Annotated in this window: 16 protein-coding genes and 1 tRNA gene; 14 read left to right on the forward strand and 3 right to left on the reverse strand. The window is 64.8% G+C overall.

Annotation, left to right across the window (positions count from 1 at the left end; all coding sequences use genetic code 11):
• Positions 1–65 precede the first annotated feature (65 nt).
• Entirely contained in the window at positions 66–908 is an 843-nt protein-coding gene (locus tag ACSKT0_RS06455) for an SGNH/GDSL hydrolase family protein (RefSeq protein WP_437773022.1), read from the reverse strand.
• A 69-nt stretch (positions 909–977) separates the two neighbouring features.
• On the opposite strand from ACSKT0_RS06455, the gene ACSKT0_RS06460 reads away from it, so the two are divergent.
• Positions 978–1631: an alpha/beta hydrolase gene (locus tag ACSKT0_RS06460; RefSeq protein ID WP_437773023.1), complete on the forward strand. Its 654-nt coding sequence runs from the start codon at positions 978–980 to the stop codon at positions 1629–1631.
• A gap of 73 nt (positions 1632–1704) precedes the next feature.
• On the opposite strand, the gene ACSKT0_RS06465 is transcribed toward ACSKT0_RS06460, so the two are convergent.
• Positions 1705–1935 carry an RNA-binding S4 domain-containing protein gene (locus tag ACSKT0_RS06465; RefSeq protein WP_345449698.1) on the reverse strand — a complete coding sequence of 77 codons (231 nt, stop codon included), beginning with the start codon at positions 1933–1935 and terminating at the stop codon, positions 1705–1707.
• 33 nt (positions 1936–1968) lie between these two features.
• Between ACSKT0_RS06465 and ACSKT0_RS06470 the strand changes: the two genes are divergently transcribed.
• From ACSKT0_RS06470 to ACSKT0_RS06530, 13 genes are all read left to right on the forward strand, one after another.
• Positions 1969–2949, forward strand: coding sequence for a DMT family transporter (locus ACSKT0_RS06470; protein WP_437773024.1), 981 nt, complete (start codon positions 1969–1971; stop codon positions 2947–2949).
• A gap of 131 nt (positions 2950–3080) precedes the next feature.
• Complete coding sequence (locus tag ACSKT0_RS06475) at positions 3081–4466, forward strand: glycine--tRNA ligase (RefSeq protein ID WP_345449700.1); 1386 nt, start codon at positions 3081–3083, stop codon at positions 4464–4466.
• Between the two features lie 2 nt (positions 4467–4468).
• Positions 4469–5443, forward strand: coding sequence for a GNAT family N-acetyltransferase (locus ACSKT0_RS06480; RefSeq protein WP_437773025.1), 975 nt, complete (start codon positions 4469–4471; stop codon positions 5441–5443).
• Between the two features lie 136 nt (positions 5444–5579).
• Positions 5580–7052 carry a YibE/F family protein gene (locus tag ACSKT0_RS06485; RefSeq protein ID WP_437773026.1) on the forward strand — a complete coding sequence of 491 codons (1473 nt, stop codon included), beginning with the start codon at positions 5580–5582 and terminating at the stop codon, positions 7050–7052.
• Positions 7053–7156: 104 nt separating this feature from the next.
• Positions 7157–8095, forward strand: coding sequence for an ABC transporter ATP-binding protein (locus ACSKT0_RS06490; RefSeq protein ID WP_437773027.1), 939 nt, complete (start codon positions 7157–7159; stop codon positions 8093–8095).
• Entirely contained in the window at positions 8092–8868 is a 777-nt protein-coding gene (locus ACSKT0_RS06495; RefSeq protein ID WP_437773028.1) for an ABC transporter permease, read from the forward strand. Before ACSKT0_RS06490 ends, ACSKT0_RS06495 begins: the two co-directional genes overlap by 4 nt.
• A 22-nt stretch (positions 8869–8890) precedes the next feature.
• On the forward strand, positions 8891–9988 hold the full coding sequence (locus tag ACSKT0_RS06500) for a sensor histidine kinase (RefSeq protein ID WP_437773029.1): 1098 nt from the start codon (positions 8891–8893) through the stop codon (positions 9986–9988).
• Complete coding sequence (locus ACSKT0_RS06505) at positions 9985–10596, forward strand: response regulator transcription factor (protein WP_437773030.1); 612 nt, start codon at positions 9985–9987, stop codon at positions 10594–10596. Before ACSKT0_RS06500 ends, ACSKT0_RS06505 begins: the two co-directional genes overlap by 4 nt.
• A 112-nt stretch (positions 10597–10708) precedes the next feature.
• The gene (gene dusB, locus ACSKT0_RS06510) at positions 10709–11890 is read left to right on the forward strand and encodes a tRNA dihydrouridine synthase DusB (protein ID WP_437773031.1); all 1182 of its coding nucleotides are present in this window, start codon (positions 10709–10711) and stop codon (positions 11888–11890) included.
• Between the two features lie 113 nt (positions 11891–12003).
• Positions 12004–13314, forward strand: a complete 1311-nt coding sequence (locus ACSKT0_RS06515; protein WP_437773032.1) for a deoxyguanosinetriphosphate triphosphohydrolase — start codon at positions 12004–12006, stop codon at positions 13312–13314.
• Positions 13315–13374: 60 nt separating this feature from the next.
• Positions 13375–15327: a DNA primase gene (gene dnaG, locus ACSKT0_RS06520; protein ID WP_437773033.1), complete on the forward strand. Its 1953-nt coding sequence runs from the start codon at positions 13375–13377 to the stop codon at positions 15325–15327.
• Between the two features lie 61 nt (positions 15328–15388).
• Positions 15389–15461: transfer RNA gene (locus ACSKT0_RS06525), tRNA-Asn, on the forward strand.
• Positions 15462–15779: 318 nt separating this feature from the next.
• The gene (locus ACSKT0_RS06530; protein WP_437773034.1) at positions 15780–17888 is read left to right on the forward strand and encodes a sensor domain-containing protein; all 2109 of its coding nucleotides are present in this window, start codon (positions 15780–15782) and stop codon (positions 17886–17888) included.
• Between the two features lie 289 nt (positions 17889–18177).
• On the opposite strand, the gene ACSKT0_RS06535 is transcribed toward ACSKT0_RS06530, so the two are convergent.
• Positions 18178–18534 (reverse strand): cupin domain-containing protein, encoded by a 357-nt coding sequence (locus tag ACSKT0_RS06535; RefSeq protein WP_437773035.1) that lies wholly within the window; start codon positions 18532–18534, stop codon positions 18178–18180.
• Positions 18535–18585: the final 51 nt, after the last annotated feature.

Raw genomic sequence — 18585 nt, forward strand, 5'->3', positions numbered from 1 at the left:
TACAGGCCTCCTAGGTCTTTCACCAGCTTAGCCCCGCCCCCCGTGACCCGCCCTGTGGTTCCCGCTCAACTCCGGGGCAGGAAGGTGTCGGCAGGACCGAAGACGGGTCCCGGCGTCGGGCGTTTCGGCAGGATGCCGTCACCGGAGGACCGGTGCCGGATCCTGCGGATGACCCAGGGGACAAAATACTCCCGTGCCCATACGAGGTCGCCCGAGCGGGCTTCGCGCCAACTGCGCTGGGGGAGCGGCTTGGGGAACAGTGGTTCGAGGCTATGCGGCACATTGAGTGAGTCGAGGACCATCGCGGCGATCGTGTGGTGGCCGAGCGGGGAGAAATGCAGGCGGTCTTCGTCCCACATCTGGGAGTTGGAGAGCTGCCGCAGGGACCACATATCAGCGATCACGGCATCGTTGCGGGCGGCCACCGTGCGGAGGTTTTCGTTGTAGATGGCCACCTTGCCGCGGATCCGGCCGAGTACTGACGACAAGGTGTCCGGGCCGTTGAAGAGAACCACGGTGGCGCCTTCGGAACTCAGGGTCTGCACGGCGGCATCGAGTTTCTCGGCCAGGGCGTCCGGATCGCCGCCGGGACGGATGAGGTCGTTGCCGCCTGCGGAGATGCTCACGAGGTCCGGCTTGAGGTCCATGCACGGGCCAAGTTGTTCGTCGAGGATCTGCTGGAGCAGCCGCCCGCGGATGGCGAGGTTAGCGTAGGCGAAATCCCGGTGTCCCCTGCTCAGTTCCTCGGCTACGCGGTCGGCCCAGCCGCGATGTCCCCCTGGATTGTTGGGTTCCGGGTCGCCGATGCCTTCGGTAAAGGAATCACCGAGTGCCACGTAGCGCGTCCACGGATGAATCCGCTCGTGCGGCTTTGCCTCCACCATGGAATCAGTGTCACTCACGTTCATATCCTGCCTCTTGCTGCAACGCTACGCGCCCGTAGCTTGTTACTCATGGGTAACTGTAAGAATAGTCCCATGAGTCAAGCTTCTGCCTTTCCCGCCCCGGTCGTTTTGTGGTCCCACGAAGAGGAGGAGCGGGCTGGAAAGCCGTTGCTGGTCCTGTTGCACGGTTACGGCTCCAACGAGCAAGACCTCTTCAGCCTTGCCGGGCTGTTGCCCCGGGACTTCGTCGTCGCTTCGCTCCGCGCGCCGATCGCGACGGGCCCAGGCTTCACGTGGTTCCCGCTCACGGCGTCCATCGACTACTCGCTCGACGCCGTCAAGGACGCCGCGGAGTACGTGTTTTCCTGGTTGGACTCGTGCAAGTCCAACCACAGCTCGGTGACGCTCCTCGGATTTTCCATGGGCATGGCCATGGCAACCTCGCTGCTCCGTCAGCGCCCGGCGGACTTTGCCGCCGTCGTCGGGCTTTCAGGCTTCGTCGTGGACGCCGATGCCGACCCCGCCTTCCGTGACGCCGAACTGGACGGTTCCGTGCCGCTCTTCTGGGGCCGGGACCAGCAGGACCCTGTCATCACCCCCGACAAGATCGAATACACCATGGGGTGGGTGCGAAAGCACACGGACCTCACCAAGGTGCTCTACACGGGTATGTGGCACGGCATCAACGAGCAGGAAATCGGCCACGTATGCGAATTCCTGGAGCACAAGGTCCTCGCGTCCGTCTGAAAGCAACGCGGGGTCACTTACGGCCCATTCCGAAGCACTTAATGGGCCATAAGTGACCCCGCGTTGCCAATAGCTAGGAAGCGGCGGTGATCCGCACCGTCTGCCCGTTGACGGTCACGGTGTCGCCGACATGGAGCTGGCGGCCCCGGCGATCGTCGATCTCGCCGTTGACTTTGACCAGGCCGTTCTTGATGAGTTCCGTAGCTTCCACGCCGTCCTCCACCAGATTGGCGAGCTTCAGGAGCTGACCAAGGCGGATCATGTCGTCGCGGATGGGGATTTCTTCGATTTCCGGGTTGCTCATACAAGCAATGATGCCTGAAGTAAGGTGGTGAAAATGCCGCAGTCGTCCCGCCCCTTGCTCACCGGACTGCTCCTCGCCGTGGCCACCGGGCTCGTGATCCCGCTTCAGGGCCGGATCAATGGCGCCCTGGGAGCAACGCTCGACGACGGCATCGCGGCCGCCGTCGTGAGTTTCACCACCGGGCTGGTACTGATCGCGGCGATCGGACTGGCGCTGCCGAAAGGCCGCGCCGCCCTGCGAAGGGTCCTGCCCGCCCTCAAGGAGCGCAGTTTTCCGCGGTTCTATGTCCTGGCCGGCGGTATCGGCGCCCTGTTCGTGTTCGCGCAATCTTTCACGGTCGGCTTGCTTGGCGTGGCCTTGTTTACGGTCGCCGCGGTCACTGGCCAGACCCTGAGCGGACTGCTCGTGGACCGGCTCGGCATCGGTCCCGGCGGCAAACGCTCGATCACCGGGGTCCGCATCCTCGGCAGCATCCTGACGATCGCCGCCGTCGTCTGGGCCGTCTCGCCGCGCCTTGGGGCAGCCGCCGACGTCGGGTCCTTGCTGCTGCCGATCCTGTTGCCGGTCGTGGCGGGTTGCCTCATGAGTTTCCAGCAGGCGATGAACGGTACAGCGACCGTGCACTACGGCAGCCCTATCGCCGCGACGCTGGTGAATTTCGTGGCTGGAACAGTCATTCTCTGGATCGCCTGGCTGATCAAGTTGTCGCTGCTTGGTCCTGGCCACGCCCTGCCCGCCGAATGGTGGTATTACTTGGGCGGGCCGATGGGCTGCGTCTTTATCGGCCTGGCTGCCTTGTTGGTCCGCAGCCTCGGTGTCCTGGTCACCGGGCTGGGAATGATTGCGGGCCAGCTGCTCGGATCGCTCGCGCTTGACCTGGTCCTGCCGGCTCCAGGAACCGTGGTGGCCTTGCCCACGATTCTTGGCACCTTGCTGACCCTGTTCGCCATCATCGTCGCCACCTTGCCGTGGCCGAAGGGTGCGCTCTCGTCCCGCCGCCCCGGCAAGGGCTAGCCGGGCCAGTCCCGGAAGCAGGACAGCACCCAAAGGCCGGTAGGCTAGGACACGCAGCTTCCTGCACAGCATTACCTACGCGCACAAGCACGGACCGCACCCAGCGGCCCTGTAGAACATTGGAGTTACCCATGGCAGCAAAATCCGTCCTCGACCAGGTCATTTCCCTCTCCAAGCGGAGGGGCTTCGTGTTCCAGGCCGGTGAAATCTATGGTGGCTCCCGGTCCGCATGGGACTACGGTCCCCTCGGTGCCGAACTCAAGGAAAACATCAAGCGCCAGTGGTGGCAGAGCGTTGTCCGCGGCCGCGAAGATGTTGTAGGCCTCGATTCCTCCGTGATCCTGCCCCGCCAAGTATGGGAAGCCTCCGGCCACGTCGACGTGTTCTCCGACCCCCTGGTCGAGTGCCTTTCCTGCCACAAGCGCTACCGCGCCGACCACCTCGAGGAAGAGTACGAGGAAAAGAAGGGCCGTCCCGCCGAAAACGGCCTCAAGGACATTGCCTGCGCCAACTGCGGCACCCGCGGCCAATGGACCGAACCTCAGGAGTTCTCCGGCCTGCTCAAGACCTTCCTGGGCCCAGTGGCCAGTGAAGAAGGCCTGCACTACCTGCGCCCGGAAACCGCGCAGGGCATCTTCGTCAACTTCAGCAACGTGCTCACCACATCCCGCAAGAAGCCGCCGTTCGGCATCGGCCAGATCGGCAAGTCCTTCCGGAACGAGATCACGCCGGGCAACTTCATCTTCCGCACCCGCGAGTTCGAACAAATGGAGATGGAATTCTTCGTCGAGCCGGGCACCGACGAAGAATGGCACCAGTACTGGATGAAGGAACGCATGTCCTGGTACACCGATCTGGGTATCCGGCCGGAGAACCTGCGTTTCTACGAGCACCCGCTGGACAAGCTCAGCCACTACTCCAAGGGCACCACGGATATTGAATACCGCTTCGGTTTCCAGGGCTCCGAGTGGGGCGAGCTCGAGGGCATCGCCAACCGCACCGACTTCGACCTCTCGACTCACTCGAAGGCATCCGGCCAGGACCTCAGCTACTTCAACCAGGCCACCAACGAGCGCTACACGCCGTACGTCATTGAACCGGCCGCCGGCCTGACGCGTTCCTTCATGGCCTTCCTTGTGGACGCCTACACGGAGGACGAGGCACCCAACGCCAAGGGCGGCGTCGATGTCCGCACTGTCCTGAAGCTTGATCCGCGCCTGGCACCGGTCAAGGCAGCCGTGCTGCCCTTGAGCCGCAACGAGGACCTGTCCCCGAAGGCAAAGGACTTGGGCGCCCAGCTGCGCAAGAACTGGAACATCGACTTCGACGACGCCGGCGCCATCGGCCGCCGCTACCGTCGCCAGGACGAGATCGGCACCCCGTTCTGCATCACCGTGGACTTCGACACCCTCGACGACCAGGCCGTCACCATCCGTGAGCGCGACACCATGAGCCAGGAACGCGTGTCCCTGGACAAGGTGGAGGGCTACCTGGCCGCACGACTGATCGGCGCCTAAGCGTGTCCATCGAATACCGCGAATGGCGTGAGGGCGACGACCTCGTCCTCCTGGAAATGTGGGGCGGGCCCGAGACCCTGCCGGCCCAGCAATTCCGCGCAGCCCTGGCGCCGTCGAGCAATAGCGGCCAAAGCCAGCCTTGGCGCCGGTGCATCGTGGCCGAAGACGTCGTGGACGGCATCGGCATCCCGGTGGCGGCAGGTGTGGTCCACGAGGCCTCCCTGCACCCGGAACGGCTCTGGGCCTACATCGAGGTTGCCAAGGACCACCGCCGGAGCGGGATAGGGGCCACGCTCCTGACCATGCTGCGGCGCGAAGCCGAGCAGGCGCCGTCGGGGGTCACAAAGCTGCGCAGCAAGGTGGAGCCCGGCACGGCCGGCGCCGCCTTCGCCGAGTGGGCGGGACTTGCACCCATCCAGCGTTCGCAGCTCGTGGTGGTTGACCCCGAGCCGCTCAGGCTTCCGGTGTTTGGAGACGGCTCCGAAGCAGCGGCCTCCGAGCAGGTGGAAGACCTAGCCACGGGATCCGTGGAATTGAGCGACGTCGTAGGCCGGTACTACACCGCCGTGCACCACTGGGATAACCCGGGAGTGCTCGGCATCCCCACTGTGCAGCGGCTGTTCCTCGATGACCTGACGGGGGCACACGGCGCGGTGGTGCTGCGTGCGCCCAAGGCGAGTGCCTTTGGCTCGGGCGTTCCGGCCACCCGCAAGGGCAAGCTGCAGGCCTTCGCCATCAGCTACGCCCAGGGCAGCTCGGACGAGCCCTCGGAAGTGTTCCTTGGCCACGATCCGCTTTTGCAGGATGACGAGGCGCGCGCCGCAATCCGTGACCTGCTGGCGCTCATTGCCTATCAGCACCCCGTGCTCCTCGAGGTGGACGATTCCATGACGGCAGTGCGCGCCGTCGTCGATCCCTTGCTGGAGTTGGGCAAGGCGAAGCTCCGCGGCGCGGACACCCTGGTGGTCAGCGAATAACTGTTCTTCCCCGGCTGGCCCAACTGACTCGCAGTTGTTGTCGTTTTGAAGGCTCATAACGACAACAACTGCGAGTCAGTTGGGTGGGACGCAGCGCTGCCCCACGTAGGCTTGTGGGCATGAGGTTTTGCAGCTAATGGGTCACGGCCATTCACACGGACACACAGGGCATTTCGAGCCAAGCCCGCTGGCACTCGCGGCACGCAAGCGGGCCAACTCGCTCCTCGTGGCCGTGCTGGCCCCGATTGCCGTGCTCACGATCGTTGCCATGCTTGTGATGTGGCCGTCAGGGAGCAAGGAAGGCATCACCTTCGCGAGCCCCTACGCGGCCGCTCCCGGGGTGACGTTTGATACCGGCAAGATCCAAGCCGTCACCCAGGAAAACTGCACGCAGGGGACCCAGGCTCCCGGCACGAGCGGTACGAACCAAAGCAGCGGTACGAACCAAAGCAGCGGCACACAGCCGCAAGGGTCCCAATGCACCTTCGCGTCCACGCAGCCGGATAACGGCGGCAGCCCCGTCAAAGTGGTCATCAACCCGGATGTCGCCAAGTCCCACGGCGTCAAAGTGGGGGACAGCATCCGCTACCTGAACCTCTCCAAGGTGCAGGGCGCAGCGGCAGGCAACGGCTCGCCGTCGTACGTTTTCCTGGACTTCGTGCGGGCCGTTCCCATGGCGCTTCTGGCTCTCCTGTATGCCGTGGTGGTCATTGCGGTCGCGCGCTGGCGCGGCTTCAGGGCGCTCCTTGGACTGGCCGGAGCCTACGTGGTGATGGTCAGCTTCATGCTTCCCGGATTGGTGGAAGGCAAACCGCCGCTGCTCGTGGCATTGGTCGGCTCCACCGCCATCATGATCGGGGTGCTCTATTTCGCCCACGGATTCTCGGCCAAGACCTCCACCGCGTTGCTGGGCACGATCTTCGGCCTCGGAATTACAGCGCTGCTGGCGGCCTGGGCCACGGATGCGGCCAACCTGACCGGGATCGCCACCAGCGAGGGCGCCACACTCGTGAATATGTCGGACAAGATCTCCCTGTCCGGCATCATCCTGTGCGGGCTGATTATCTCCGGGCTCGGAGTCCTCAACGACGTGACCATCACCCAGTCCGCCGCCGTGTGGGAACTCTACGAGCTGGCGCCTGAAACCGGCGCGCGCAAGCTGTTCAGTTCAGCCATGAGGATCGGCCGGGACCACATCGCCTCCACCGTCTACACCATCGCCTTCGCCTACGCCGGTGCTGCGCTTCCCCTCTTGATCATTGTGATGCTGTACGACCGCCCGCTGGTCGATGCCCTCACCAGTGCCGAATTGTCCGAGGAAGTCATCCGCACGCTGGTGGGCTCCATCGGCCTGGTGCTTGCCATCCCGGTGACCACCTTGATCGCAGTACTGGTGGTCAAGGCGACCGGTCCGCGGCGGCTCGCGGCCGCCGGCACGGAGGATGCGAAAGCCGCCGGCACGGGGGATCCGGAAGCAACCCACGACGACGGCAACGTCCGCGAGCTTGAAACCGCCGGGTCCGCCGATGCCTTCGAATCGTTCGACACTGGCGAGCTTGCCGCCGTCGTCATGACCAGGCGGGCACGCAGGGAAGCCGAGCGCCGCTAGCCGTCGATGACATTTGTCATCCCTCATTGGTGACACACGCCCGGGCACCGGACGCGGATCTCGGCTTTGATGGGTAGTGGAGTAAACCAAAGCCAAGGAGAGTCATGACAACAGCGAGTGTGCCGGCAGTCCACGCCGCCGGACTGCACAAGAGCTTCGGGAAGGTCCGTGCCGTCCGCGGCCTGGACCTGACCGTCCAGCCGGGGGAGGTGGTGGCGTTCCTCGGTCCCAACGGGGCGGGCAAGACCACCACCATCGACATGATCCTCGGATTGAGCGCCCCGGACCAGGGAAGCGTTTCCATCTTCGGCCACACTCCCCGGGGAGCCATCGCCCGTGGCCAGGTGGCAGCGGTGATGCAGACCGGCGGCTTGCTGCGGGACATCACCGTGCGCGAGACCGTGCAGCTCAACGCCGCCATGTTCGACTCCTCCCGGCCCGTGGACGAAGTCCTGGCGCGGGCGGGCATCCTGGAGATCGCCGACCGCAAGGTGGAAAAGTGCTCAGGTGGCCAGCAGCAACGGCTGCGCTTCGCCATGGCCCTCGTCTCCGATCCCGGATTGCTGATCCTGGACGAGCCCGCTACCGGCATGGATGTCGCGGGACGACGCGACTTCTGGAACGCCATCAGGACCGACGCCCAGCGCGGACGGACCGTCATCTTCGCCACGCATTACCTCGAAGAAGCAGACGCCTACGCGGACAGGATTGTCCTGGTCCGGCAAGGCAGCATCGTGGCGGACGGCACCGCCGCCCAGATCAAGAACCTAGCCTCCGGCCGCACCGTCAAGGCTTCGCTTCCGGCAACAGAGCGCGGACTGCTGGCCGGGATGCCGCCTGTGGAGAGCATGGATTACGACGGCGGCCGCCTCACCGTCCGCACTGGCGACTCGGACGCCGTCGTGCGGTACCTGCTCAATAGCACGGGCGCCCACGACGTCGAAGTGGCGGCCAACAACCTCGAGGAGGCCTTCGTGGCCCTCACCGGAGACGATGCCGTACCGGAATCCACGAGCATCACTTTTGAAGGAGACCTCATATGAGCACGGCAACAGTCGTCCAGGAACGGAAGCCGTCCACCGGCGGGGTCAACCGCACATTCCTCTGGATCGAGATCAAGCGGATGCTCCGGAACCGTCGGACCATCATTTTCACGGTATTCATGCCGGCCATCTTCTTCTTCATTTTCGGCTTGTCCAACAAGGACAAGCTCCTGCCCAACGGACACAGCTACGGCCAGTACATCCTCATCAGCCTCACGGTCTATGCCGCGATGACCGCTGCTACGGGCGCCGGTAGCCAAGTGGCAGTGGAACGTGCCCAAGGCTGGAGCCGCCAGCTTCGCCTCACCCCCCTCCTGCCCGGTGCGTACATCGCGGTGAAAGCAATGGCCGCGCTGACGCTGTCCCTCGTAGCCGTCGTGGCCCAATTCGCCATCGGTGCCCTGGCCGGTGTCACCATGGATGCCCAGACCTGGCTGACAGCGGGGCTTGTCGCTTGGCTCGGCTCCCTGGTCTTCGCGGCACTTGGCTTGTTCGTCGGATACCTCATGCCGAGCCAGAACGTCATGCAGATCCTCGGCCCGGCCCTGGCCATCCTTGCCATGCTCGGTGGACTGTTCATGCCGATCGAGATCATGGGGGAGACCTTCGGGAACATCGCCAAGTTCACGCCCGCATACGGGATCGGGCAATTGGCCCGGAGCCCCATCACCGGAGAGTTCGACTGGGCGTGGATCCTCAACGTGCTCATCTGGCTCGTGATCTTCGTGGCCGGGGCTGCCATGGCCTTCCGCCGCGACACGAAACGTGTCTGAACAGGCCGCTAGGGTGGGCACCATGACGATGTTCCGCGGTCCCGGGCCACGGGGCTGGTTCATCGGTGCGGGACTCTCCATCCTGCTCTGGGCCTGGCCGACGTGGAACATCGTGTGGTCCGTGGACGAGCCGCTCGCCTGGAAAATGGCGGCGTCGGCGTCCTTGATCGTGTTCTTCGCGGCCTACGTCTTCCTGCCCCAGATCAGTTGGAGCCTGGGCGTCCCGGCGGGCATCGTGTCCGTCTGCATCCTGCTGGCGCTGAACGGGCTGATGATCCTCATCATCGGAAGGGAAGCCTTGTGGACCTGGACGTTCCTCGCCTGCGCCATCGCCATGACATCCCTTCCGCCGCGCACGGATTTCTTCCTCATCGTCGCTTTGGCCCTCGTCTCCTTCACCACCCAGCTGGTGACGGGCAACGGGGAGCAGGCCCTGCTGCAGGCGGGGATCATCTTGTCCCTTGGCCTCATGATGTCCGCCTTCGCGCGGCTGATCCGGCAGACCGCACGGCTCCGCGAAGCGCAGACTGAACTGGCCGACGCAGCCGTCGCAGCAGAGCGCAGCCGCGTGGCCAGGGACATGCACGACATCTTGGGGCACTCCCTGACGGTGATCGCCGTGAAGGCCGAATTGGCCGGCCGGATGCTGGACACCGTCCCCGGCGACTACCTTGGCCGCGACCGTGCGGCAGCCGAGATCTCGGCGGTGCAGGACTTGGCCCGAGGTGCGCTCGCCGACGTCCGGGCCACAGTGGCCGGTTATCGCGGAATCAACGTCCTTGCGGAGCTCGCCGTCGCCCGGACGGCCTTGGAATCGGCCGGGATCGACGCCGAACTGCCGGGAACCGTGGAACAGGTTCCGGCGCGGCACAGGGAGCTCTTCGGCTGGGTGCTGCGCGAAGGTGTCACCAACGTGGTGCGGCACTCCGGGGCCGCGCGCTGCCGCGTCCGGTTGACGGCGTCGAGCGTCCTGGTGGAGGACGACGGCGTCGGCCCGGCCTCCGGGGGCCGCCCCGGGAACGGACTGGCCGGGATCCGCGAACGCGTGGGTGCCGCCGGGGGAACCGTCAGCATTGGCCCGAGTGACCTGGGAGGGTTCAGATTGGCGGTGGAGGTATGAGCATCCGATTGGTGATCGCAGACGATCAGGCGCTCGTGCGCGGAGCACTCGCGGCTTTGCTGGGACTGGAGCCGGACATCGAGGTGGTCGCGGAACTGGGCGACGGGACCGGGGTGGCGGCCGCCGTCGTCGAGCACTCCGCCGACGTGGCAATGCTTGACGTCGAGATGCCTGGCCTGGACGGCATCAGCGCGGCTGCGGCCGTGCGGCGGGCCGCGCCGTCGTGCCGGGTCCTCATGGTGACCACCTTCGGACGGCCCGGCTACCTCAAGCGCGCCATGCAGGCCGGTGCCTCCGGATTCGTCGTCAAGGACACGCCCGCGCGGCAATTGGCCGAGGCCGTGCGCCGCGTCCATCGCGGGCTTAGGGTGGTGGACCCCGTGCTCGCGGCGGAATCATTGACCGCGGGAGACAGCCCGCTGACCGAGCGCGAGGGCGAGGTGCTCAAGGCGGCGTCCGACGGTGGAACGGTTGCCGATATTGCGAAGTCGGCGATGCTTTCCGAAGGGACCGTGCGGAACTACCTGTCCGCCGCGATGGCCAAGACCGGCGGCCGGACCCGCGCCGAGGCCGTGCGCATCGCCGAAGACAACGGCTGGCTGCTCTAGCGGTCCGACTAGGTGGGTGCGGGCCGGGGGCTGCGTTCCGGGCCGAGCAGTCGGCCCGGACCCACGTCTTCGGCCGGTCAGCCGATTTGCCCCGCTTTGAGACAATGGACGGGTGACTGTAGTAGCAACGCCCCCTTCGCCCAAGCTCGAACTGCCCCCGCTGCAGCTCGGCCGGATCACCGTGGACACCCCCGTGGTCCTTGCCCCGATGGCCGGGATCACGAACTCGGCCTTCCGCCGGCTGTGCCGTGAATACGGCGGCGGCCTGTATGTCGCGGAGATGGTGACCTCCCGTGCCCTGGTGGAGCGCACGCCGGAATCGTTGCGCATCATCTCCCACGACGACGACGAAAAGGTCCGTTCCGTACAGCTGTACGGCGTGGACCCTGTCACCGTGGGCCAGGCCGTACGCATGCTCGTCGAGGAAGACCGGGCGGACCACATCGACCTCAACTTCGGCTGTCCCGTGCCCAAGGTCACCCGGCGCGGCGGCGGATCCGCCCTCCCGTGGAAGATCGACCTCTTCACCTCGATCGTCCAGACCGCCGTCAAGGAAGCCTCCAAGGGCGATATCCCGCTCACCATCAAGATGCGCAAGGGCATTGACGAGGACCACCTCACGTACCTCGACGCCGGCCGCATCGCCCGCGATTCCGGCGTAGCCGCCGTCGCGCTCCACGGCCGCACGGCCGCGCAGTTCTACTCCGGCCAGGCCGACTGGTCCGCGATCGCACGGCTGCGCGAGGCCCTCCCCGACATTCCCGTCCTGGGCAACGGCGATATCTGGTCCGCAGAAGACGCAGTCCGCATGGTACGTGAAACCGGGATTGACGGCGTCGTGGTGGGCCGTGGCTGCCAAGGCCGCCCGTGGCTTTTCGGTGACCTCCAGGCAGCGTTTGAGGGAAGCGATGAGCGCCACCGTCCCGGCCTGCGCGAGGTAGCCGACGGCGTCTACCGGCACGCCGAGCTCATGATCGAAACCTTCGGCAACGACGAGTACAAGGCGCTGCGAGAGATCCGCAAGCACATGGCCTGGTACTTCAAGGGCTACGTCGTGGGTGGCGAACTGCGCGCCAAACTGGCTACCGTGCCAACCCTCGAGGTCCTGCGCGAGCTCCTGGACCAACTGGACATGGACCTGCCGTACCCGGGCATCGACTCGGAGGGCCCACGTGGACGGGCGGGTTCCCCGAAGAAGCCGGCCTTGCCAAAGGACTGGCTGCTCAGCCGGCAGATGGACGCGGATCAGACGCGCGATATCGCCGCAGCCGAACTCGACGTCTCAGGCGGCTAAACCGCTGCCGGGGCCGCCGCGTGCACGCGCACGGCCAGAGTCATGGAAAACTGGCTGCATAGGCACCGGCTGAAAAGACGCCGGTGAACGGCAAGCGGAGGAGGCAGATACCCATGGGAACTGAAGCGATGTCTGCAGCACGCCCGGCCGAAAACGCAACGGGCATTCCAGGCTATGTGGAAGCCGACTCGGCACGCTGGGTCCAGGAACCCCGGAAGAATACCTACCGCTCGGACTTCGAGAGGGACCGGGCACGGGTGTTGCATTCGTCAGCCCTCCGGCGGCTCGGGGCCAAAACCCAAGTGGTGGCACCGGACACCGACGACTTCGTCCGTACCCGCCTGACGCACAGCCTTGAAGTGGCCCAGGTGGGCCGCGAGTTGGGCCGCGCTCTCGGTTGCGATCCGGATGTTGTGGACACGGCGTGCCTGAGCCACGACCTCGGCCACCCGCCTTTCGGCCACAACGGGGAATCCGCGCTCAACGAGGTAGCCCACGGAATCGGCGGCTTCGAAGGCAACGCCCAGACCCTGCGCCTGCTCACCCGCCTTGAACCGAAGGTCCTTGCTGCCGACGGCCGGCCCGCGGGCCTGAACCTGACCCGCGCGAGCCTTGACGCAGCGTCCAAATACCCGTGGTCCGCCATCGACGCGCCCGTCATCCACGGACAGCGGAGCAGCAAATTCGGTGCTTATGAAGACGATCTGCCCGTTTTTACGTGGCTTCGGGACGGCGCGCCGGGCAACCGCTCCTGCATCGAGGCCCAGGTGATGGACCTGGCTGACGATATCTCCTACTCCGTCCACGACGTTGAGGATGCCATCGTTGCCGGCCACTTCCAGCTCAAGTGGCTGGACAATCCCGATCACCGGGCCCGAGTGGTGGGGTACACCAAGCAGTGGTACCTGCCCCACAACGATCCCGCCGAAATCGATGCCGCTCTGGCCCGCCTCGAAGCCACGAGCGTGTGGGTCCGCGAGGCCGATGGCAGCCGCAAGTCGATGGCGGCGCTGAAGGACATGACCAGCCAGCTGATCGGCCGGTTCTGCCAGAGTGCCCTTGAGACCACGCGTGCCCGCTTCGGCCCGGACCACCTCACGCGCTACGGCGCCGAACTCATGGTCGCGGAGGAAACCGTCACGGAGATCGCCGCCATGAAGGGCCTTGCCACCACGTTCGTGATCTCCACCGACCATCGGCAGCCCGTCTATGAGCGGCAGCGCGAAGTCCTGCACGCGTTGGTGGGCGTACTCAACGCGAGCGGAGACCGGCACCTGGAACCGATGTTCGCCGCGGACTGGCGGGACGCCCCCGACGACGGCGCCCGGCTTCGCGTCGTCATCGACCAGGTGGCGTCCCTGACGGACGCATCGGCGCTGGCGATGTACGAACGTCTTGTGGGCAGCCTGCCGTCGCTCTGGTAGGCCGCCTCGAGTTGTTGGCCCGCTCAAGGACCGCCCGCGCGAAGCGACTAGGATGGTGACGTGGCTGGCCTGATCAAACGTGAAGATATCGACGAAGTACGCCAGCGCACCGATATCAAGGAAGTGGTGGACGGCTACGTCACCCTCAAAGGCGCGGGCCTGGGCACTTTCAAGGGCCTCTGTCCCTTCCACGACGAGCGCTCGCCGTCGTTCACTGTCCGTCCCCAAGTAGGCCGGTACCATTGCTTCGGCTGCGGTGAAGACGGCGATGCGATCTCCTTCGTCCAGAAGATGGACCACAGCTCCTTCCACGAAGCCGTGGAAAAGCTCGCGGCCCGGATCGGCTACGAGCTGCGTTATGAAGACGGAGGCACGGGTCCCAACCGCGAAGAGGTCGGCAAGCGCCAACGGCTGCTGGATGCCCACAAGATCGCCGACGAATTCTTCCGCGCCCAGCTGCTCACGGCAGGTGCCGCCGAGGGCCGCAACTTCCTCCATGGCCGCGGTTTCGATCGGACCGCAGCCGAGCAGTTCGGCGTCGGCTACGCGCCGCAGGGTTGGGACTCGCTCCTGAAACACCTGCGCGGACGCGGGTTCACGGATGCCGAATTGAAGCTGACGGGGATGTTTTCCGAAGGAAACAGGGGCATCTACGACCGCTTCCGAGGCCGGCTCATCTGGCCCATCCGGGACATCGCCGGCGACACGATCGGATTCGGCGCCCGGAAGCTGTACGAGGACGACCAAGGCCCGAAATACCTGAACACTCCGGAGACTGTGCTCTACAAGAAGTCCCAGGTCCTCTACGGCATCGACCTCGCCAAGCGGAGCATCGCCAAAGACCGGCAACTGGTGGTGGTGGAGGGGTACACGGACGTCATGGCCTGCCACCTTGCCGGAGTCGGTACCGCTGTGGCCACATGCGGTACGGCTTTCGGTACAGACCACATCAAGATCGCCCGCCGCTTGCTGTCCGACGACGGTACCGGGGGAGAGGTCATCTTCACTTTCGACGGCGACGCCGCCGGCCAGAAAGCGGCATTGCGCGCCTTCGAGGAGGACCAGCGTTTCGTCGCGCAGACGTACGTGGCCGTGGAACCGAGCGGAGCAGACCCCTGTGACTTGCGCCAACTGAAGGGGGATGCAGCTGTCCGGGACTTGATCGCCACCCGCCGCCCGCTGTTCGAATTCGCGATCCGGGCGTCCCTCAAACGCCACAACCTGGACACCGTGGAAGGCCGTGTCTCAGCCCTGCGGGAATCGGCCCCGGTGGTTGCGCAGATCCGTGATTCGGGCATCCGCCCAGCATATGTCCGCGAGCTGGCAGGCTGGCTCGGCATGCCCATTGAGGAAGTCAGCCGGGCTGTGGGTTTGGCTGCCAAACGCGCTGCTTCCGGCGCGCCGGGTACTGCGGGGGCTGCGAGCACCGCAGGAGCCACGGGTGCCGGGCAAGGCACAACGCCGGGCCAGGCCGGCCAGCCGGCGGCAGCACCGCCGTCGGACGCTCCCATCGCCTTCATGCGCCCGGATCCGAGGGATCCCATTGCCGCCATGGAGCGGCAGGCCCTCGAAGTGGTCATCCAGAACCCCGCCGTCCTGGGTGGCGAAGCTGCGCTCATCGGTGGCGCATGGGAACGGTTTGAAGCCTGCCACTTCGTCACCCCTGCCTACTCAGCCGTGCACACTGCCGTCCGGGCCGCCGGGCTGGCCCACGCGGGTGACCCTGTGGCTTGGGTGGAAGGGATTCGCCGGGAAGTCCCGGAGCCGCTCCAAGGCCTGGTCTCCGAGCTTGCAGTCGTTCCGCTGCCCGCCAGCACTCCCGAAGCGCTGCAGCGTTATTGCCGCGACATCCTGGCCCGGCTTTTCGAACTGCAGATCACCAGGGTCAAGGCGGACAAGATGGGCCAATTGCAGCGACTGGATGCCTCGGCCCAGCCGGAAGAGTTCCAACGCCTCAACCGGGAACTCATGCAGCTGGAAATGCAGCGCCGCGCCCTCCGCATGGATAACTGAAGCCTTTCCTGCGCCGATTTCGTTTCCCGGCGGCCCTTTGTTAGGCTTGTACACGCTTCATTCCTCCGTAGCTCAATTGGCAGAGCATTCGACTGTTAATCGAAGGGTTACTGGTTCAAGTCCAGTCGGAGGAGCTTTGAGTCGGAATCCCCGTCAGCCGCGTGCTGGCGGGGATTTTTCGTGTCCGGCAGTCCGTGGCCCAGCAGATCAGCGAAGGGATAGTGGATTAGCTTCGAAAAGCATGCTCCAGTGACGAACGTGGCAGGTTTCAGGCCTACTTGGGTCTCACCCCTTATTGCCCTGAAGCCGCGCACGGTCAGCGCAGCCGAAACCGCCGCGCCGCGGCCCAGGTCTCTGGAAATGAACGCGAAGCCCCTCAGTCGGCTGTAGGTTGACGCTTACGACCTTCCGGTAGTTACTGGCGGCGCCGGATGGTGGCGGGGACGGGGACAATGCCTGTAGTAAAGCATGATGATCTGGTGATGCAGGCGCTGTTGCTGGAGGAAATCCAACAGTCGGTGATCGGACTCGACAACACGTGGCGGGTGACCTATTGGAACCATGCCTCCGAACGGCTCTACGGTTTCGGGTCCACGGAGGTCCTTGGTCGTAAAATCAGCGAGCTTGGGATCATCGCCGGCCTGGACTTACAGGTGCAGGCGGTGACCCTGCGGGAGATCACGGACGGGATCGCCGCGGGCCAAGGCTGGGCAGGTGAGTTCTGGATGCAGCACCGAATGGGACGTGGGTTCACGGTGTATGCCACGGTCAGTCCGGTCCGAGGCATAGCTGCCATGTCGGTCGCGGCGGTGGCAGTGTCGACGGAAATCACCCGGGACATCACTGAGCTGAAACGTCTGCAGGTGGCCGCTGCCGAGCTTGAACGTCTCGTAGCGGCCCAGGAAATGGTTCACATGGGCATCGTCGAACACGACATCGTTTCGAATCGGTGGTCGCACTCAGATGAATATGCCCGGATCTACGGACTGGCCCCGGGTGAACTGGTCTCACGAAAACAGTCTCTGGCCCTGGTCCACCCCGAGGACCTGGAGCTAATCCAGGCGGCGCGGCGGGCGCTTGATTCAGGCACGAAGCGTGTTGAGTACGAGTTCCGGATCATTAGGGCCGACGGCGAGCTTCGGTGGATGCAGTCCCAGGGAAGAATGACCCATGACGCCAATAACGGGGCACCGTTGCGCTTCCTGGCGACGGTCATGGACATCACTGACCGTAAAGACGCCGAACAGGTTCTTGAATGGCAGGCCCGCCACGACGCGTTGACAGGCCTGCCGAACAGATATCTGCTCATCGACGTCCTCCAGGGCTTCTTGGCGCGGGCGTCCCGGCGGGTGGTGGTGATGTTCGTTGACGTCGACCGGTTCAAGCTAGTCAATGACGGCATCGGGCACACTGCCGGGGACGCTCTCTTGATCCTGCTCGGCGAGCGGCTCCAGACTGCCGTCCGCTCGGGCGATACCGTGGGCCGATTCGGTGGCGACGAATTCGTCATTGTCTGCGAGAACCTGGGTATCCGCGACGCCGCCGCTGCTGCGGAACGCATCAGGATGGCGACCCGCCAGCCGTTCAATATTGACGGACGAAGGATCTTCCTCAACGTCAGCGTCGGGATCGCGGTCTCGGGACCGGGAGATACTGCGGAATCGTTGCTTCACGGCGCGGACACGGCCATGTATGAAGCAAAGGCCGCCGGTGGAGACGGCTCAGTGGTCTATGACTCCCGTACAACCGGGCAGGCAGCCGGGCGCCTGGACCTGCAATCCGACCTGCGCGTGGCTTTGGAACGGGATGAACTGTTCCTGGAATACCAACCCATCATTGAACTGGACACGGAACAAACGGTCGGGTTTGAGGCCCTCTTGCGCTGGCGTCATCGTGAACACGGACTGATCATGCCGGACACGTTCATCCCCATTGCCGAGGAGACAGGCCTCATCGTTCCAATCGGAACCTGGGTGCTCAACGAAGCACTGGCCCAGGTCCAGCGGTGGCGCTCCAGTGTTCCGGGAGCCGGGAACCTCTGGGCCGCGGTGAACATTTCCGCCCGCCAGCTCGTGACCCCCGACTTCCCGGACATCGTGCACGCGGCGGCCCTAGCGGCGGGCATCGATCCAGCGGCGGTCAACCTGGAAATCACCGAAACCGTGTTGATGGAGCAACCGGAGCTGCCATCTGAGACCCTCCACCGGCTGCACGATCTCGGTGTCGGGCTTTCCATCGATGACTTCGGCACAGGTTACTCCTCATTGGGCTACATTCAGTGGATGTCCGCCCGGACCCTGAAGATCGACCGGTCCTTTGTTGAAGTACTCGGCACGGACCCGCAAAGGGCCTCCATCATCGAACTCATCCTGGGCATGGCACGGACCCTCGACCTGGTCGTGATCGCCGAAGGAGTTGAAACCCCCAAGCAACTCGCCGAACTTCGACGTCTCGGCGTCCACCATGCCCAGGGCTATCTCTGGAGTAAGCCGATGCCGGCTGACCAAGTCACGGCCTGGCTGGCGCGAACGGTCCGGCGAACCGAGCCACGGCTTGGCTGACGCCAACGGATCTCGTCCCACTGCCGTGCCTTTGCATTTTCGCCGCCGGACAGGAATCACACAGCAAGGTCGGTGTCGGTAGACACATTCGTCTTGGAGCTGAACGGATCACAGGGCGGCAGCCGCAAGGAGAGCGTAAACCAAGTCGTAGTACCGGAGCATTCCGGACCAATAATCGAAGGGTGACTGGGTCAAGCACAGTCGGAGGATCTTTGAGTCCGAATCTCCGTCAGCCGCGTGCCGGCGGGGCTTTTTCGTACCCAGCCCGTTCGTGGGGGCCAGGCTCTTGTCAGTGGCTCCGCTCCGTGTAGTACCGGACTTCGAACATCTTGGCCCCGTTCTCGGAGACCCACGGACCGTGTTCCATACCCGGAGGACGGGTCGCCCAGTCGCCGGCTTTGAAGGTCCGGCCGAGCCGTTTGTCCACAAACGAGCCTTCGAAGATGAAGACCTCTTCCCAGAATTCGTGGGTCAGAACGCCGTTGGGGGAGGTGTCAGTGCCCGGCTCGAACTTCAGGATGCGCGTGACGCAGTCATTGTCTGAATCCCGCGCCAGGATGGCCTCGGACAGGCCCTCGATATGCGGGTTGCAGGGTGTGAAGTCCACCGATTCCGTAGGGGTGAACTCAAATTCGGGCTTTGCCATGGCTATTCCTCTTCCTTGACGTTGATGCCGTGGGTGCTTTATGACCTGAAG

Source organism: Arthrobacter sp. KNU40 (genome assembly GCF_051515115.1).
Taxonomy (GTDB): Bacteria; Actinomycetota; Actinomycetes; order Actinomycetales; family Micrococcaceae; genus Arthrobacter.

What these genes read in the sequence shown, in the direction of transcription:
- ACSKT0_RS06455 (WP_437773022.1), bottom strand. Translation starts at nt 908, where the DNA reads ATGAACGTGAGTGACACTGATTCCATGGTGGAGGCAAAGCCGCACGAG.
- ACSKT0_RS06460 (WP_437773023.1), top strand. Translation starts at nt 978, where the DNA reads ATGAGTCAAGCTTCTGCCTTTCCCGCCCCGGTCGTTTTGTGGTCCCAC.
- ACSKT0_RS06465 (WP_345449698.1), bottom strand. Translation starts at nt 1,935, where the DNA reads ATGAGCAACCCGGAAATCGAAGAAATCCCCATCCGCGACGACATGATC.
- ACSKT0_RS06470 (WP_437773024.1), top strand. Translation starts at nt 1,969, where the DNA reads ATGCCGCAGTCGTCCCGCCCCTTGCTCACCGGACTGCTCCTCGCCGTG.
- ACSKT0_RS06475 (WP_345449700.1), top strand. Translation starts at nt 3,081, where the DNA reads ATGGCAGCAAAATCCGTCCTCGACCAGGTCATTTCCCTCTCCAAGCGG.
- ACSKT0_RS06485 (WP_437773026.1), top strand. Translation starts at nt 5,580, where the DNA reads ATGGGTCACGGCCATTCACACGGACACACAGGGCATTTCGAGCCAAGC.
- ACSKT0_RS06490 (WP_437773027.1), top strand. Translation starts at nt 7,157, where the DNA reads ATGACAACAGCGAGTGTGCCGGCAGTCCACGCCGCCGGACTGCACAAG.
- ACSKT0_RS06495 (WP_437773028.1), top strand. Translation starts at nt 8,092, where the DNA reads ATGAGCACGGCAACAGTCGTCCAGGAACGGAAGCCGTCCACCGGCGGG.
- ACSKT0_RS06500 (WP_437773029.1), top strand. Translation starts at nt 8,891, where the DNA reads ATGACGATGTTCCGCGGTCCCGGGCCACGGGGCTGGTTCATCGGTGCG.
- ACSKT0_RS06505 (WP_437773030.1), top strand. Translation starts at nt 9,985, where the DNA reads ATGAGCATCCGATTGGTGATCGCAGACGATCAGGCGCTCGTGCGCGGA.
- ACSKT0_RS06515 (WP_437773032.1), top strand. Translation starts at nt 12,004, where the DNA reads ATGGGAACTGAAGCGATGTCTGCAGCACGCCCGGCCGAAAACGCAACG.
- ACSKT0_RS06530 (WP_437773034.1), top strand. Translation starts at nt 15,780, where the DNA reads ATGCCTGTAGTAAAGCATGATGATCTGGTGATGCAGGCGCTGTTGCTG.
- ACSKT0_RS06535 (WP_437773035.1), bottom strand. Translation starts at nt 18,534, where the DNA reads ATGGCAAAGCCCGAATTTGAGTTCACCCCTACGGAATCGGTGGACTTC.